We start from the raw sequence: 15,403 nt of genomic DNA on the forward strand, positions 1-15,403 counted from the left end.
TCATTCGTTTCCGGGTTTTCGTGTTGAAGCAGCGGCCAGCGCATCAATGACAACTGCTTGCGTCAGAACTTCTGGCAGCACCACACCGGACGGCGCCGCTGGGCCGAACACGATATTGAAAGGAATGCCGTAGCGTCCGTGGCGTTCAAGGAAGCGGGCGATCTCGTCATTCGGTCGGGTCCAGTCGGCCTGCATGGCAATTACCGTCTCGTCGCTCAACCTGCCAGCAATCGGCCCACGATCCAAGATGAGCGTTTTGTTGGCCTTGCAGGTTAGGCACCAATCGGCGGTGACATCCACAAACACGGTCTGGCCCTCTGACACGTATCTTGCGATCTGTTGCGGCTCGAACGCCTGCCAGTAGGTTTTCGCTGTCGGATCTTCGGGCCGGGATTTATGCGTGAACAAACCGACCCAGATCAGGGGCAGTATGAGACTCGCGGCGACCAGACTGCTTCTAGAAGCTCCGCGTGGCCGACCTGTCTTGAGCAGCAGGATCAGAACAGTGGTGCAGGCGGCGACGAGCGCAGCGCCAGGCCACCCCGCTAGCCCAACAAGTATGAAAAGCAGCCATCCGGCAGTCGCTAACAGGAGAGCCCCAAGGCCGGCTTTAACGAACAGCATCCAACGGCCAGGGCGGGGCAAACGCTCGACCAAGGCGGGGCGTGCCGCAATGAACAGGTAGGGCGACGCCAGTCCGATCCCGAGAGCGGTGAAGACGACGAGCACATCGGTCGCGCCGCCTGCCAAGGCAAAGGTGATCGCTGTCCCAAGGAACGGCGCAGAACACGGGGTTGCCAGAACGGCGGCAAGCAGACCGGTGCCGAAATCAGCCGCATACCCGGAACGTGTACTGTTCGCCCCGAGGCGATTCTGCATGCCAGACGGCAGGGAAATCTCAAACAATCCGAACACGTTGGCTGCAAAAATGGCAATCACGATGAACATCAGTGCTACGAAGACGGGATTCTGGAACTGGATACCCCAGCCAACCGACACGCCGACCCATTTGAGGCCGAGAACGAATATCGCGAGCATCCAGACGAATGTCAGGACACCCATTCCGGTAAACAGAAACCCGTTCCGAATGATCCGTTGAGATTGGCCTGATGCTTTCAGAACCGAAGCGAGCTTGATCGACAGGACAGGCAATACACAGGGCATCACGTTCAGGATCAGACCTCCCAGAAAGGCGATCGCAGCGATCGTTGCCAACTGAAGTGCGCTGGCACTCGATGATGCTCTTTCATAGGGCGGGGCAGGGACGTCGGTACTCAAAACCACCGGAGCTGTGACCGCCCGTCCGCTATCTGTCACCGTAAGGAACGGGGTTGTATGCTCGTCCGACCACGCGTTCAGAGGAATGCGAGCCCATAAATCTGATCGATCGCGGTTGAGCCGGATATCAGGCTTGCCGAACGTCACCAGAGGCCCGAATTCGGGAAAGACGTCGACGATCTCGAATGGTCGGTCGCTTTCGGCTGTGACAACGAGTGCAGAAGACTTCTCGTCATGGGCCACGGTCGTGATCCTGATATCGCTTTCGTCCGCGTTCGCCGGAACGCGCGCAACGAAAGTTGCGATTGCGTCGGCGGACACTTGATCAATGCCAGTGCCGCTCGGTACATCCAGAGCCAGATCGAAGGCATGAGGGACGCAGACATCGGAACATGTCAGGAGCGTCACGCTGGCGCGAAGCTGCAAGGGCTTGCCACGGTCTTTCAGCGTCGCTCGGATCGGCAGGACGACTAAGCCAGAATACCCGAAGTTCTCGATGCCGAAGGCCTCAAAGCGATCCGGTGCAGGCCACAGGATTTCGGCAGAAGCGAAATTGGAAGAATCTTTCCAGCCAACTTCCGGGGCCAGACCCACCTCGCCGGGCGTTCTCCAATACCCTTTCCATCCTTCACCATATTCAAGAACCAGTCCGAGAGAGGCAGAGGCTGCATCCGGTGTGATGCCATCCTCGGCTGAAATCAGGCGAGCGGTGACCGCCGGGTTTTCAAAAACATTCGACTCGGCGGCTTGCGCGACATCCAGATGTGCGAGCGTAACCCACACTGCGAATATGGCCATGATGCGCGTAGCAAACCATTTCAATCGCGGTGTCACCGCCTCTTCCGCCATTCAGCGCAGCGCTTGCGGCATCGCTGCGAGTGCCGTTTCGAGATCGGTGATCGGCAAACCACGCGCGATCCAACCGGGACCGCGGCGCGAGCCAAGCATTCCCTCGGAGACATCGATAAAGCCGGTATATCCGGCACGTTTGAGGGCTGCCAATAGCTGCGCACTGCGACCGCCAGTGGCGCAGATCAGCGCGACGGGCCGTCCAGCCGCGAGATCACGTGCCGCAAAGAGCCGCTGTTCAAAGCCTCGCTCGTGCATGTTGACCGGCCAGGCTCCCCTCGCAAGGCCCGTCTCTGCCCATTCGGCACGAGTGCGAACATCCAGCAGAGTTATTGCTTCCTCATTGAGCGCCTCGGCAACTTCTGATGCCGACCAAATTTCGCGGGTCGCAGCCCGTGTGACACTAGGCAACACCATCGCAGCGGCGAGCGCGCAGAACTGTCTTCTATTCATGGTATCTCCAATTCTCGTCACGCACTTGTCGGCCTCCGTGACTGAAATCGATCACACTGTGACGCACGCTGCGTTCCAACCCTCTTCTCTTTCCAGTTCGATGATCTTTCGCACCATTTTGTCGCTGATCTGCCCTTGAACAACCGTACGACCAATGACCAGCGCCGGCGTTCCAACAAAGGCGAACACACGCGCAAGCGCTGAGCTGTTTTCCAACTCCCGCACGACTTCGGGACTCTCCATGTCCGCGACCAAACGTTCTTCATCGACTCCAAGATCGCCCGCGAGACGCGAAAGATACTCCGGCGTTGCTTGGAAGGGCGTTGTCATCAGCCTCTCGTGAAAGGCGACATACGCCCCTTGACGCTTTGCCGCGAGGGCTGCTTTGGCAGCCAGATTTGAGCTATCACCCAACAAGGGAAGCTCGTGCCATGCGACAGCAACCTCGTTTGGCATCGCGTTGGTCATTTCCGCAAGCCGCTTCGTCTGAATGCGGCAGTACGGGCAGTAGTAGTCTGAGAATGACGCGATCGGCACCCTTGCAGGATTGGTTCCAAGTTCGCCGTAGAGAGCGTCACAGACACTGTTCGAGACACGCTCGAACGCAGCTTCCTTGCGAGCGATGACGGCATCGCTTTCGCGGGTACCCAGCCCTACGAATGGATCAAAACCGCCTGACGTGTCACCCGCGACGTACTTCCGAAAGCCCGCGGGGGTATTGAGCGGCTCCAGTTCCAGTTTTTCAGGCAAAAGCGACGGCACTGTGCGCAGAGCCGCGTATCCCGCGAAAATCGCACCGAGTGTAATGAGCGTCGATCGCTTTCCAGAATCCATGTCCTTACTTCACCTATCTCTGACTGAGACTGGCAGTACCGCCATGTCCGGGCCACGGTCAACTTTACAAACTGATACATTTCTCGCCGTGAAAACAGGCTGTTGACCGGGTACCAAAGGCTGGGGTCGATGGTCAGCGACGCCTTTTGGACCAGGAGGTGAAAATGTATCGATTGGGTTTGCTTGCAGTGCTTTTCGCGACACCTGCCTTGGCCGATCCAAACGGCTACGGGCACATGTCGGGCTGGGGATATGGGATGGGCATGATGTTTGGTCCTATCCTTTGGATCGTTGTCCTGGGATTGGTTGTTGCGGGTGTCGTTTGGTTCGTTCGCAATACGGGTAGTGGATCGAGCGTGCGCGGAAAGTCTGACGCGATGACGGAACTCGATTTGCGTTTCGCGAAGGGCGAAATAGACGCTGAGGACTACACCGCTCGAAAAAAGCTGCTGACCGGCGAATAGGCATGCGGGTTATTGCACAGCGCGAGGGTTTAAGCTTTTCGCCCAACGAACCTAGGGCCAAACCAATCTGACTTTACGAGGCATAAGTGACAGGCAAACAACTTGGGCTGCTCGCTGCCGGGGGATCCACTGCTCTTCTTCTGGCAGCATTCGTCTTTCAGGCACTTGGATATGCACCATGCGCGATGTGCATCTGGCAAAGGTATCCCCATGCCCTGGCGATTGGGGCAGGAGTGTTCTTGGCCATTGGACTTGCTCCACTGCTTTTCCTAGCTGTTGGCGCCGTGTCCGCAGCGACGACCGCTGTTATCGGAGTGTACCACACGGGTGTCGAACGTGACTGGTGGCAAGGGCCTACATCTTGCACCGGGTCCGGACTGGATTTCTCGAATATGACCGGCTCGGATCTTCTCCCATCTGCATCTTCGGGTCCGTCCAACCTGGTCATGTGCGACGAGGTCGCCTGGGAGTTCCTTACTCTATCAATGGCAAGCTGGAACGCACTTTGGAGTGCTGTTCTTGCCGGGATTTGGGTTCTGGCGATTGTGCGAGCAATCGCCCAGAGGCGGTCTGCCGTGCCTACCTAGGCCTCCAGACGAACGAAGACGGTTGCCAGAGCTGTCAAGCAGGCCGCCCCGGCTACAAATATCAGAAGCGCGAATGCGACCGATCCGATAGGTTCGGGAAAGAAACGAACGACCGGTGCGAGGCGTGATGAGCGGCAGGCCGCTGAAACATAAAGAGGGATAGCGCTTACCAAAGTCGCATAGAGATAGACCCCCGAGATGTTCTCGAATAGCGCGGAACGCGCTAGTGTTGGAGCTACAACCTGCAAAGCTGTTGCACGGCTTCCGCCAAACGATCCGTACCAGTCGGCTGAAACAACGTAGATTAGGGCGTGAAGACCAATGAAGATACCGAGTCTGGAGAAGAAGTCGACGACGATGTAGGCCCCCGGATCGCGACCGCGACCGCTACCGGAACGTTCGTGAGACAGTGCGAAGAGAAAGAAACCGACGTAGTTGACCATCACGACTACTGGCAAACCGTTCGGCAAAACCTGCCGCAAAAATCGCCCTAGAGCGGGACCTCCGCCAGCCAAAGCGGTTGTAAATCCAGGCGAAAGCGCAATGTAGAGGACTAAAACCGGCAGCAATCCTGCGAGACTGAATAGCAGGACGTTTCTGAGAAATGCCATTCCCGGCATGCGGGTGGAGAAGTGCCGTTCCAATTGAGCAGACCAAGCTTGAGGTTTGTCTTCAGTCTAGCTTCAAATGAAGGCGCTTTGCCAATGATTGATAACCAGCTCTACTTGGTAATTCCGTCGCGCGGCAACGTGCCAAACTCTGGGCCGAACCATGCCGTTTTTTTACTACAAGACGGCTTTCAGGCGGCCAGGCGCGCCCTTCAACATTTAACATAAACTTCATTATGCGACTTTATACGTAGTGTTGCAATGGTATATTATCGTATGTATGTTGAGGTCTGTCACAGAGGGTCCTCAGCATGCGTCATTTACTCAAGAAGCTTCTTCCCTCGGTCGTAGTCGCTATAACCGTGACAGGCCTTTCTCTACCGGTGTCCGCCCGAGCGCAGACATACCCGATCGATTGCGCGATCCTCTTGTGTCTCTCTGGTGGTTGGCCCGCTTCCGTCCCTTGTGCTCGGGCTCGCGCCGAATTCATCCGGCGGATTACGCCCTGGCCGGTGAAACCGCCATTGCAAATCTGGCGCTGTCCCATGGGCGCGTCCTATGAGACCTCTCCTTCATCAAACAGTGCAGCCCGCATCTTTGAAGCGTTCTTCCAGAACAAAAGCACTGGGCCGCGACATTCTTTTCCAGCGCAAGACGCCGCTACCCCGATTGAGGCTACTTGGCGCACTCCAGGAGCCCCTAATGACTTTGTACTCGCCGATAGGCCCGCCCAGCTCGTTCAAGATCGCGCGGACATCGATATCAGCGGACCTGAGTTCAATTTCGTGCGGTCCATCCGTGTCTATGATGTCCGTTATGCGCGACAGCATGAATCCGGACGTGACGGCGACTGCAAACGTAGCGCCACCGTGGTCGTCGGCACATACGGAACCCAAGGCGATTTCGCCTGGCAGAGGTCTTCCATCACCGCCCTACCCTCCGCCCATATCGGCCTCGAACGCTGGGGCCAAAATTGCCCCAGCATCTATCACCGTTCTGTCTTCGTCGACTGGCGTGACTATGAAGGGAACTACGGCTTCGAGCAGGTGAACTACTAGCGCCAACAAAGACAGCATTGGCGTTCATACGAGTCGGCCTAAGTGCTCGGGGCTACTCAATCACCGATCGTTCTCTGCTTTTGATGCCAAGGTCGGCTGTGCGGACCTTCCTGCCATTCGCTGCGACCGCAGCTTGAGGCGGGTAGAGCGTCGGCCATGCGCAATAGCGGATGTCGATTTCAGCTTACCGCTTCACACATAGTCGTGAGCTTCCAGCGACTGGAGGGCTCTTTCCGACTTGACGACTGACCATCGGGAAGTGTTTATTGTCGATGGACGAAAGGAAACTGTGTGCTCGGTAGGGTCTTCATCATTCTTGTTGCGTTGCAGCTCGTTGTTACGAGTGCATTTGCGCATGTGATGCCGATGGCCGAACATTGTGCAGAGCCTGCGGCTCAGCATGTGCATGGTGACGAAGTATACGTTCTTCAGGATCCGATGGCCGACACTGCCTTCGAGACTGAGCAGCAGCCAAAGCCAATGGGACTGCTTCATTGTGCCAGCGTTGCTTGCACAGATCAGTCTGGAAATACGTCTGCTGTCGACCTGCACAAAGATTTCCGGATCGCGGACCTGGACCCGACCGAGCCCAGCATGGCTCTGCAGTCCGTTCTTCTTTCCTTCCTTCGACCTCCTCTGTCCTGATCGCGCCTGTCTGGCGTTGATTGCGGCGTAGCCTGAGCGGCTACGTCAGGCAATCCCATCATTTGTGGCCTTTTCGGGTTCAAACCTCCGGCCCATCTGATCCTTCTCCCTTCCTTCACTGCTCAACAGTGATCTCCTCTTTGCGGGGCCATCTATTGGTCCGCGCTCACGGAAAACACATGAAACACATAAATTTTCTGCGGCCTCTCGCCGTAGTGCTGGGGCTTGGCCTCGGCCTGCCCGCGCAAGCTGGCACTTACGACATCACAGTCGACAAGGTCCGGATCGACACCGGAACCTTCAAGAAGAACGGGATCGGCTACAATGGCAGCCAAACTCCGACCATCCTGCACTTCCAGGAAGGCGAAGACGTCGTTATCCGCGTGAAGAACAATCTGCGCGAAAGCACGTCCATCCATTGGCATGGTCTGATCCTGCCGTTCCAGCAGGACGGGGTGCCGGGCATCAGCTTCAATGGTATCAAACCAGGAGAGACCTTTACCTATCGCTTTCCTATCGAGCAGGCAGGCACCTACTGGTTCCACAGCCATTCGGGTTTCCAGGAGCCTGACGGTGCCTATGGCGCCATCGTGATCTCTCCGAAGGGCGGTGAGGCCGTTCCGACGGACCGCGATTATGTGGTGCAGTTCACGGACAAGCACCCGCACAGCGGATCGCGGATCTTCCGCAACCTGAAATCTTCGGCAGACTATTACAACCGCGCGCAACGCACGGCGCAGGACCTGATCGAGGACGCGGGTGCCGAGGGTTTGAAAGCCGCCCTTCAGGATCGGAAGATGTGGGGTGCCATGCGCATGATGCCCACGGACATCGAGGATGTTCAGGGCTTCACGCCGCTGATCAACGGGGCCAGCACCCAGCAGAACTGGACCGGCATCTTCAAGCCCGGCGAAAAGGTGCGCCTGCGCCTGATCAACTCCTCGGCGACAACCTATTTCGATGTGCGCATTCCCGGTCTGAAAATGACGGTGGTGCAGGCCGACGGCAATGACGTGCGGCCGGTCGCGGTGGACGAGTTACGCATCGCAGTGGCCGAAACCTATGACGTTATCGTCCAGCCGCGTGAGGCCAAAGCTTATTCGATCATCGGCGAGAGCGCGGGCCGCACTGCGATGGTGCGGGGCACGCTGGCAACGTCTGAAGGCATGGTTGGCCCCTACTACAAGATGCGGCCTCAGCCTCTGCTTACCATGGCAGACATGGGGGGCATGATGTCCGGAATGAATCATTCGGGCATGGACATGAGCGGGTTCGACATGTCGGGGATGGATCACTCCGGCCATGACATGAGCGGCATGGATATGTCCGGCATGGATATGGGCGGTATGGATATGGGCGGTATGGATATGTCCACGGGCATGCCCGTCGTTCCTTCTGAGGGTGCGCCGGGCGCTGCCTTCTATGCACCTGGCAGCGGGCTGATCCCGACGGCGGCAAATGGCGGCAAGTTCCTCGGCTACGAAGACCTCACCGCGCGCAAGCCGCTTTATCGTGATCGTCCCGCCACCCGAGAGATCGAGATCCGCCTCACCGGCAATATGGAACGCTACATCTGGTCCATCAACGGCGTGAAATACGAGGACGCCGATCCGATCCGCTTGAAGTACGGCGAGCGCGTCCGGTTCAAGTTCGTCAACGAAACCATGATGGCGCATCCGATGCACCTGCACGGGATGTGGACGATCATCGACACCGGCAAAGGGGCATACGACCCCGTGAAACACACGGTCAGCGTCGCGCCTGGAACGACGCTCTACACCGAGACCGAAGTCGACGCTCCCGGCCAGTGGGCGTTCCATTGCCACCTCTCTTATCACGCGGGGGGCGGCATGTTCCGCAAGGTCATCGTCGAAGGCGGCCCGTCCTGATGGGCACGTATTTCAAGGAAACCAATCACATGAAAAAACTACTACTTGGAACGGCCCTCGGGCTTCCGCTTACGCTGACTTTCACCTCAGTCGCGATGGCTGAGGTGGGCGTTTCCCCGACAGTCTGGGGCGTGCGTACCGAAAAGTTGGAATACCGGATGGGCGATGAAGGGAGCTCCTTTGCCTGGGGGATCGAGGCCTGGACGGGCAATGACGAGCTGCGGCTCGTCTGGAAGAGCGAAGGTGCAAAGATCGAAGGCGGCGGTTTCGAAGAGATGGAGAACCAGATCCGCCTCCAGAAGCCGATCACCGATTTCTTTGATGGCTTCGTCGGGGTTGCTGCCTCCACGCCGGACGGCGCGCCCGAGCGCTACTATGGCGCTTTTGGCGTCACCGGCCTTGCGCCGCAGTGGTTCGAGGTCGAGGCGGCGCTCTACGTTTCCGAATACCCCTACATCGGGGCGGAAGTGGAGTATGAAGCTCTGCTGACCAACCGGCTGATCCTGACGCCGTCTCTCGAAGTCAGCCTGCCGCTGGCGGATGATCCCGCGCGCGAAATCGCGGCGGGCGGCGGCTCAGTCGAGCTGGGACTGCGACTGAGCTACGACCTGATCGGCCGCAGCGTTTCCCCGTACATCGGTGTGAATTACGAGCGCGCCTTTGGCGGAACAGCCGACATCCTGCGCACTAACGGCCACGGCATTGATGATCTGACCGGCGTGGTCGGCGTCAAATTCATGTTCTGATGTTTCTTGGCCCTCATCGGCAGCTGTTGACTACCCAATGCAGCACCGCTGGGGGCCACCACTTTAACCCAAACCAACCAAAGGGAGATTCCCAATGAAACTACGTACTATCCTGACTTCCGCCGCGCTGTCGGTCAGTCTTGCCCTCAGCGCAGGCGCTGCATCGGCACACGGCAAGGGCATGATGACCATGCCGGGCAACGGCCAGACGGTCGGCGCGGACACCAAGGTCATGCACCTAATGTTCAAAGACCCCATGAAGATCACTACCGTCACGATGAAAGCGCCGGACGGTAAGACCTACAAGATCAACGGTCCTGCTGCGAATGAGTCCGTGAAAACCTGGGAAGGCAAGCTGCCCAAGCTCGCACCGGGCAATTATAAGGTCGATTGGCGAGGCATGTCGCCGGACGGCCACCCGATGAATGGCAGCTTCGCGTTCAAGGTAGCGAACTGATCATGGGCGGAGTTCTTGCCGCACTGGAACCGGTGCAGATCGCCTCGATCCTCGTCAAGGCGGGGATGTATGTCAGTGTCCTGCTTGCGGCGGGCTCCGTCATTAACCTCTGGCTCCTCAAGGAGCTGGATACCAAAGCAAGCCGTCGCCTTAGGCGGCTTGCTGCATGGTCAGCTGTGGGGGGTATTGTGTTCAGCGCATTGAATATCCCACTGCGCGCGGCCTTTTTCTACGGCGGCTTCGGTGGTGCGCTTGATCCGATGATGCTCCAGATTGCCTTGTCCAGTCCACTTGGGCTGTCAGTAGAGGCAGGCATTCTCGGTCTTATGGCTATCGCGACCATCGTGTTCAATCGCGGTTGGACACGACCTGTGGCGGCCCTTGGTGTTGTTCTTGTCGCCATCAGTTTCGCGCTGCGTGGTCATGCAACCGGAGATCCGAGGTTGGCGCTTTCGACGCTTTTCGTCATCCACATCCTTGCTGCCAGTTTCTGGATCGGGGGCTTCTATCCGCTCTATGACATGGCTGGGCGCGGCAACGAGGCAGCGGTGCGCACTGTCGAACGGTTCGGAAAGGCGGCGCTTGTGATGGTCGGGCTGCTTGTTGCTGCAGGTGTGGTAATCTTGGTAATCCTTGCGGGCAATCCAGTCGCGGTCCTGACCCAACCCTGGGGGCAATTCCTGATGCTGAAACTGGCAGTGGTAGCTCTGCTTCTTGGCCTTGCAGGTATGAACAAGCTTCGGCTGACACCGAACTTGGTTGAGACAGGAAACGCGGGCCCGCTGAGGACGTCGATCCGTTGGGAGGTGGTAGCCTTTCTTATGATCCTGCTTGTCACCGCGACCTTTACCTCCACCGTTGCGCCGGAGCACGTCGGCTAAATCAGCAAAGCTATAGGCTGATCAGTCGGAAACGGGGGCATCACGATGACGCCCCCGTTTCTCACCTCATGCGCCGAGGGCTCGAAGGCCCACCCAGAGGCCCATCACGATCATCATCAAGTTCTCGGTCAGGGAAATGAAGCCGAGAGGCACGTTTGAGTTCCCACCCACGCAGGCACATTTCAACTCGCGTTTATCGACGTAGACCGCCTTGAACACGCTGACCGCCCCGATAGTCCCGATGAACAAGGCAACGGGTGCGGAAATCCATGTCAGGATGCCCGCGGTCATCAGGATGCCAGCCAGCGCCTCGCCGTAGGGATAGACCTTGCCGTAGGGCACCCAGCGTTTCGCCAGCAGGTCATAGTTCAGGAACATGGTCGAGAACTGCTCGACATCCTGAAGCTTCTGGATGGCAAGTACCGTCATCGACAACGAGATAAACCACTGGAAGCTCTGCCAGGTCAGGATCGTCCCGTATTGGTGCCACGCCAGTCCAAGCGCCAACAGAGCGCAGACTGAAAAGATCGCGATGACGGGACGGTATGTCGTATCACTCTGCTCTTCCTTGGGTGGGTCGATCCCGAGGAAGACGCGCAGGTCGTCATGACCCCCGATCCGTTCCCCGTCGATAAAGGTCTGGGGCGTTGTCTTGACGTCATGCTCGCGCTTGAAGGCTTCGGTTTCTTCCTTGGTCTTCAGGTGGTGGTCGTCGACGACGTAGCCCTTACGTTCCAGCAGATCCTTGGATTTCAGACCAAAGGGGCATGTGTGCTCAGGCATGACCATGCGGTAAAGAACGGCGGTTTTCGTGGTATCATTTGCCATGATTATCTTCCTCAATTCGTGCAGGTGTACTGACCGCGGAAACCGGCCTCGTAATCAGGGCCCGCGTTGATGACGAAGTCCTGAAGGCTGTCACCTTCCGTGTCGTGCACTTGTATCGTGATTGGGTCAGCCGTGAAGCTTTCTCCCCGGCTATCAAGTTGGACGAGATCACCGCTTATCTTGACCAAAGCAGTGTCGTTCCCCGACACGAACACAGGCAGGCTCGTCTCGGTGTAGGTGAAGCTGCAAGCGGCCCCGTCTGGGAAGACCTGAGCGATATCAGCCTGCGTCAGGAACTCCGGATCAATCCTGGAGACGACCTCGCTAGACAGGGCGTCCTGAGCAGATTTCAGTTCGGCTGTCAGTTCATCTTCAGCAGGGGTCGCTTCTCCATTCGCCGAAATGTCCGCGATCAAATAACGCATCTCCGCGATTTCCTTGTCTTGGGCGTAGATGATGTCATCCGCAAGGATCCGCACCCTGGGATCGGTAATTTCCGCGCGGGAAGAGGTCATGATGGCGATCGAATGGTGTGGAATCATCGCCCGCATGTAAGAGCGATCTTGCACCGTCACCTGACTGCGAACCAGCCAGAGTGCCGCTGCAAAAACGATGATGGAGCCCGCGAAAATCGCGGCATTGAGTGTGCGGTTCTTGTACATGCCGAGCATGAAGGCCAGCATGACAAAAGCCATGACCGCCCCCATGACGATTGCCATGTATGCTCGCGTTTCCGACCAAAAGATATGGCTGACCAGATACGTGTTCAGGTACATCAACCCGAACATCAGGACCGTGGACACGGCAATCATCAGGAAATAGCGGGAATAGGCCATCGTCACCTCCGTGTGGTACTAGGGGAACAACAACCTTCCAGTGGGGGAATGTTCCCTAAGAGTTGATTTTTTCGGCCTACTCCTGCTCAGTTCTTTCACGTTGATAGGCGCGTTCGCGCTCCGGCCAGGTGGATTTGATGTAATCGAGGATCGCTCGAATTTCCGCATCCCTCAGGCTGTCACCAAAGCCGGGCATGTCACTCTCATATTCCCCACCGACCACTGCGGCAGTCCCATCCCGCGTGATACGGAACAAGACGTCGTCGCCATGATGCCAAGTGTGGCCCGTTGCATCATGGGGTGGCGCAGGCAGGCGTCCTTCAGGGCCGCGACTGCGCCAGTCCGGTTGCCCCTGAAGCTCTGCCCCGTGGCAGGATGCGCAGTGCTGTTCATACAGAGATGCGCCATTCATGTCTTCCTCTGCCGCGACAGCGTTTGCCACGCCCGCAAGCGCCGCTGTGAGTTCGAACAGGCCCTTCATGTGATCATGATCCAGTTCGTCATGCCTGAAGCTGCGTGACCCAGCATATGGCAATGCAGCAGCCACTTTCCCGGATTGTCCGCAACGAAGGCGATTTCAGTCGTCTCGTTGGGCATGACCAAGACCGTGTCACGCAGCGGACCAAGGCTTTCATCTTCCTTGCGGACCCTGAAATGCATCCCGTGCAGGTGCATCGCGTGCGGGAAGATCGTGTCATTGGTCATGCGGATGCGGGCCGTCTCGCCGCGCGACAGGGTGGCAAAGGGCGTCTCCCCCAGCCCGGCCTGTCCGGCCAGCGCCCAGAACTGTCCTTGCTGCACCAACTCCTGCCAGCCCAGTCTTTGTCCGTTGAAATTCGCATTCTCCAAGCCCCGCATCGCACCGCCCTGCAGCGGCATCTCTAGGACAGGCGCGGTGTCGATGCCCTTGATCTCCATGCGCGGATTGCGTGGCAAGGGCTGAGGCGCACCGCGCGGCACTGACGCAGCACGGCCTTCAACAGAGACTTTGGCCAGCATGCGCCAAGTATCATCCCCTGCGGCAAAGAGAAGTCCTGCGGTTTCCCCTTCCTCGGCGGTGACATCGACGATCAGGTCCATGCGCTGAGCCGGAGCAAGCACAAGCGTATCCGTCACCGGTTCCGGCGCGCCGAGAGGCATGCCGTCGAGAGCCACCGTCCAGCCGGTCAGCCCCTCCAGTTTCAGGCCGAAGATCTGCGCGTTGGCCGCGTTGATCAGCCGCAGCCGCAGCCGCTCGTTCTGCCGCGCCGAAAGCCTGTAATCATAGCGCCCGTTCACCCCCACGAGGTTGCCAATCCGGCCTCCGTGGCTGCGCGTCATCGGCGCTGCGAAATCATCGACGAAGAGACCTGTATCGGGGTCCAAAAACCAGTCGTCGATCATCAGGACCTCGTCTCGGTCCACATCCGGCGGTGTTACCTCTTCGATGATCAGACCGCCGGAAAGCCCTCGCGCGACCTGTTCCACCGAGTTGGCGTGCGCGTGATACCAGTAGGTTCCTGCATCGGGCAGATCGAAAGCGTAGTCGAAGCTCTCACCGGGCGGCACCGCGTTCTGGGTCAGCCCCGCGACACCATCCATGGCGTTGTCGATACGGATGCCATGCCAGTGAACCGAGGTCGGAACCTCCAGCGTGTTCACCAGTCGTCGCTGCAACCGGCTGCCCTGAGCGGCGCGGATGACCGGGCCAGGGATCGTACCGTCGTAGCTCCAGACCGGCGTGGCCGGATAGGTATCGGGGGCAAGCTGGGCCGTGGCCGCTTGGGCCGTCAGGAGGCGCATGTCTTGAGCGTAGGCCGGGCGTGCCAGCGGAGCCAATGTCAGACCAGCGCAGAACGCGCGTCGTGTCATCTTCATATCACTTGATCCCATTCGCACGCTGTACTTCGCGAATATATGCGGTGATCGCGATTACATCCGCACGCGTTACCTCGGGCTGCGGCGGCATGTCTCCGAATTTCCAATGGTGCGCGCGCACGCCGTTCGCAGCAGCCATCTGGAAGGCCATGTCGCCATGGTGCGACGGCTCGTAGATTTTGTGGATCAGCGGCGGGGCGATCCCCATTTTCCCGGCGGCATTTTCGCCATGGCAATCCGCGCAGACCGCATCGAACGCCCGCTTCCCCATCGTCCCCTCGGGCGACAGCGTATCGGGAAGCGTGACGGCCACCATGGGAGCGCCATCCGCTGGCGCCGTGGTTTCCTGAACCGGGGCGGTTTGCTCGGAGGAGCGGGTGACTGCATAGGCACCAAGCGCCACGGCAAGAACCGCGGCCCCGGCGAGGGTGAATTTGTTCATGGGAGTATCCTGTCCTGCACGGCTTTGCGGGCCGCGCGCTCTGATGATGGATCGACCGAAATCAATCCGCGTTCAACTGGAACTGGCTCAGGCGCGAGGAGGAGGGAGATCCAATGACAGGCTTATCGTCGTCCCATTTTGAGGCTCTGGCCACGCATGACGGAGCTGTAGCAGATCATCGTCACGCAAAGGTTGAGTATTATCGAGAAGGGCATGGGATGCGCAGTTCGCCATATCATCGCAGGATGCGTCAGCGTCTTGGTGATGATCGGGGGCCTGCCGATCCGTGGAAAACATACCTTCTGGGCAGGCCGCACAATCGTGCATTGCACGCCCTGCCGCAGACCTTTCCGGCAAGGCGGCCAGCATCATGAGGCTGGTCAGGACGATGACGGCGAGTAGGCGCATATAGACCCTCGATTTCAGCATTAAAAATGGGTTCAGATGACGGTTAAGTCAATCCCAAAACGGTGCCACTTCCTGTGCGCCAACTCGGTGGCGCGCGCGGTCAATAAGCGCGGTGCCATCTTAGTATCGGCGTTTAATGATTTGCAGCGCGGGTAAGTAGTGCCGCGGAAGGGCTGAAAACGGGAAATGCACCCGCAGTGGAGCATCGGCACGGTCACGGGAAGATTGGGTTCAAAGTATGAATTCGCTGCGTTTTACGCAAAGGTCCGCACTGCGGGACTTG

16 protein-coding genes are annotated in these 15,403 nt (G+C 58.4%); 7 read left to right on the forward strand and 9 right to left on the reverse strand.

What is annotated here, in order from left to right:
• The 3 genes from ABWV64_RS15115 to ABWV64_RS15125 are packed head-to-tail and all read right to left on the reverse strand — an operon-like array spanning position 1 to position 3,414.
• Positions 1–2,127 carry a protein-disulfide reductase DsbD family protein gene (locus ABWV64_RS15115; protein ID WP_353346748.1) on the reverse strand — a complete coding sequence of 709 codons (2,127 nt, stop codon included), beginning with the start codon at positions 2,125–2,127 and terminating at the stop codon, positions 1–3.
• A complete protein-coding gene (locus ABWV64_RS15120) occupies positions 2,128–2,580 on the reverse strand; it encodes a rhodanese-like domain-containing protein (RefSeq protein ID WP_353346750.1) in 453 nt (150 codons plus the stop codon).
• Between the two features lie 51 nt (positions 2,581–2,631).
• Complete coding sequence (locus ABWV64_RS15125; protein ID WP_353346752.1) at positions 2,632–3,414, reverse strand: DsbA family protein; 783 nt, start codon at positions 3,412–3,414, stop codon at positions 2,632–2,634.
• Positions 3,415–3,578: 164 nt separating this feature from the next.
• Here ABWV64_RS15125 and ABWV64_RS15130 point away from each other — a divergent pair, with 164 nt between their 5' ends.
• Both ABWV64_RS15130 and ABWV64_RS15135 read left to right on the forward strand, forming a co-directional pair.
• Entirely contained in the window at positions 3,579–3,878 is a 300-nt protein-coding gene (locus tag ABWV64_RS15130) for an SHOCT domain-containing protein (RefSeq protein ID WP_353346754.1), read from the forward strand.
• A gap of 86 nt (positions 3,879–3,964) precedes the next feature.
• A complete protein-coding gene (locus ABWV64_RS15135) occupies positions 3,965–4,465 on the forward strand; it encodes a disulfide bond formation protein B (RefSeq protein WP_353346756.1) in 501 nt (166 codons plus the stop codon).
• On the opposite strand, the gene ABWV64_RS15140 is transcribed toward ABWV64_RS15135, so the two are convergent.
• Positions 4,462–5,076: a hypothetical protein gene (locus ABWV64_RS15140; RefSeq protein ID WP_353346758.1), complete on the reverse strand. Its 615-nt coding sequence runs from the start codon at positions 5,074–5,076 to the stop codon at positions 4,462–4,464. The two genes, ABWV64_RS15135 and ABWV64_RS15140, sit on opposite strands and share 4 nt — an antisense overlap.
• A 308-nt stretch (positions 5,077–5,384) precedes the next feature.
• On the opposite strand from ABWV64_RS15140, the gene ABWV64_RS15145 reads away from it, so the two are divergent.
• The 5 genes from ABWV64_RS15145 to ABWV64_RS15165 all read left to right on the forward strand — a co-directional run bounded on the left by ABWV64_RS15145 (position 5,385) and on the right by ABWV64_RS15165 (position 10,749).
• Entirely contained in the window at positions 5,385–6,131 is a 747-nt protein-coding gene (locus ABWV64_RS15145) for a hypothetical protein (protein ID WP_353346760.1), read from the forward strand.
• 824 nt (positions 6,132–6,955) lie between these two features.
• Entirely contained in the window at positions 6,956–8,665 is a 1,710-nt protein-coding gene (locus ABWV64_RS15150) for a copper resistance system multicopper oxidase (protein WP_353346762.1), read from the forward strand.
• Between the two features lie 29 nt (positions 8,666–8,694).
• A complete protein-coding gene (locus tag ABWV64_RS15155) occupies positions 8,695–9,411 on the forward strand; it encodes a copper resistance protein B (RefSeq protein WP_353346764.1) in 717 nt (238 codons plus the stop codon).
• A gap of 94 nt (positions 9,412–9,505) precedes the next feature.
• Positions 9,506–9,868 (forward strand): copper resistance CopC family protein, encoded by a 363-nt coding sequence (locus ABWV64_RS15160; RefSeq protein ID WP_353346766.1) that lies wholly within the window; start codon positions 9,506–9,508, stop codon positions 9,866–9,868.
• 2 nt (positions 9,869–9,870) lie between these two features.
• The gene (locus ABWV64_RS15165; protein WP_353346768.1) at positions 9,871–10,749 is read left to right on the forward strand and encodes a CopD family protein; all 879 of its coding nucleotides are present in this window, start codon (positions 9,871–9,873) and stop codon (positions 10,747–10,749) included.
• 66 nt (positions 10,750–10,815) lie between these two features.
• Here ABWV64_RS15165 and ABWV64_RS15170 read toward each other — a convergent pair whose 3' ends face one another.
• From ABWV64_RS15170 to ABWV64_RS15190, 5 genes are all read right to left on the reverse strand, one after another.
• Positions 10,816–11,577 carry a MauE/DoxX family redox-associated membrane protein gene (locus ABWV64_RS15170; RefSeq protein WP_353346770.1) on the reverse strand — a complete coding sequence of 254 codons (762 nt, stop codon included), beginning with the start codon at positions 11,575–11,577 and terminating at the stop codon, positions 10,816–10,818.
• A gap of 11 nt (positions 11,578–11,588) precedes the next feature.
• Positions 11,589–12,413, reverse strand: coding sequence for a DUF6692 family protein (locus tag ABWV64_RS15175; protein ID WP_353346772.1), 825 nt, complete (start codon positions 12,411–12,413; stop codon positions 11,589–11,591).
• A gap of 76 nt (positions 12,414–12,489) precedes the next feature.
• Positions 12,490–12,894 carry a c-type cytochrome gene (locus ABWV64_RS15180; protein WP_353346774.1) on the reverse strand — a complete coding sequence of 135 codons (405 nt, stop codon included), beginning with the start codon at positions 12,892–12,894 and terminating at the stop codon, positions 12,490–12,492.
• Positions 12,891–14,270, reverse strand: coding sequence for a multicopper oxidase family protein (locus ABWV64_RS15185; RefSeq protein ID WP_353346776.1), 1,380 nt, complete (start codon positions 14,268–14,270; stop codon positions 12,891–12,893). Before ABWV64_RS15185 ends, ABWV64_RS15180 begins: the two co-directional genes overlap by 4 nt.
• 1 nt (position 14,271) lies before the next feature.
• On the reverse strand, positions 14,272–14,712 hold the full coding sequence (locus ABWV64_RS15190; RefSeq protein WP_353346778.1) for a c-type cytochrome: 441 nt from the start codon (positions 14,710–14,712) through the stop codon (positions 14,272–14,274).
• Positions 14,713–15,403 lie beyond the last annotated feature (691 nt).

It is taken from the genome of Litorivita sp. NS0012-18, assembly GCF_040371945.1.
Lineage (GTDB): Bacteria > Pseudomonadota > Alphaproteobacteria > Rhodobacterales > Rhodobacteraceae > Litorivita.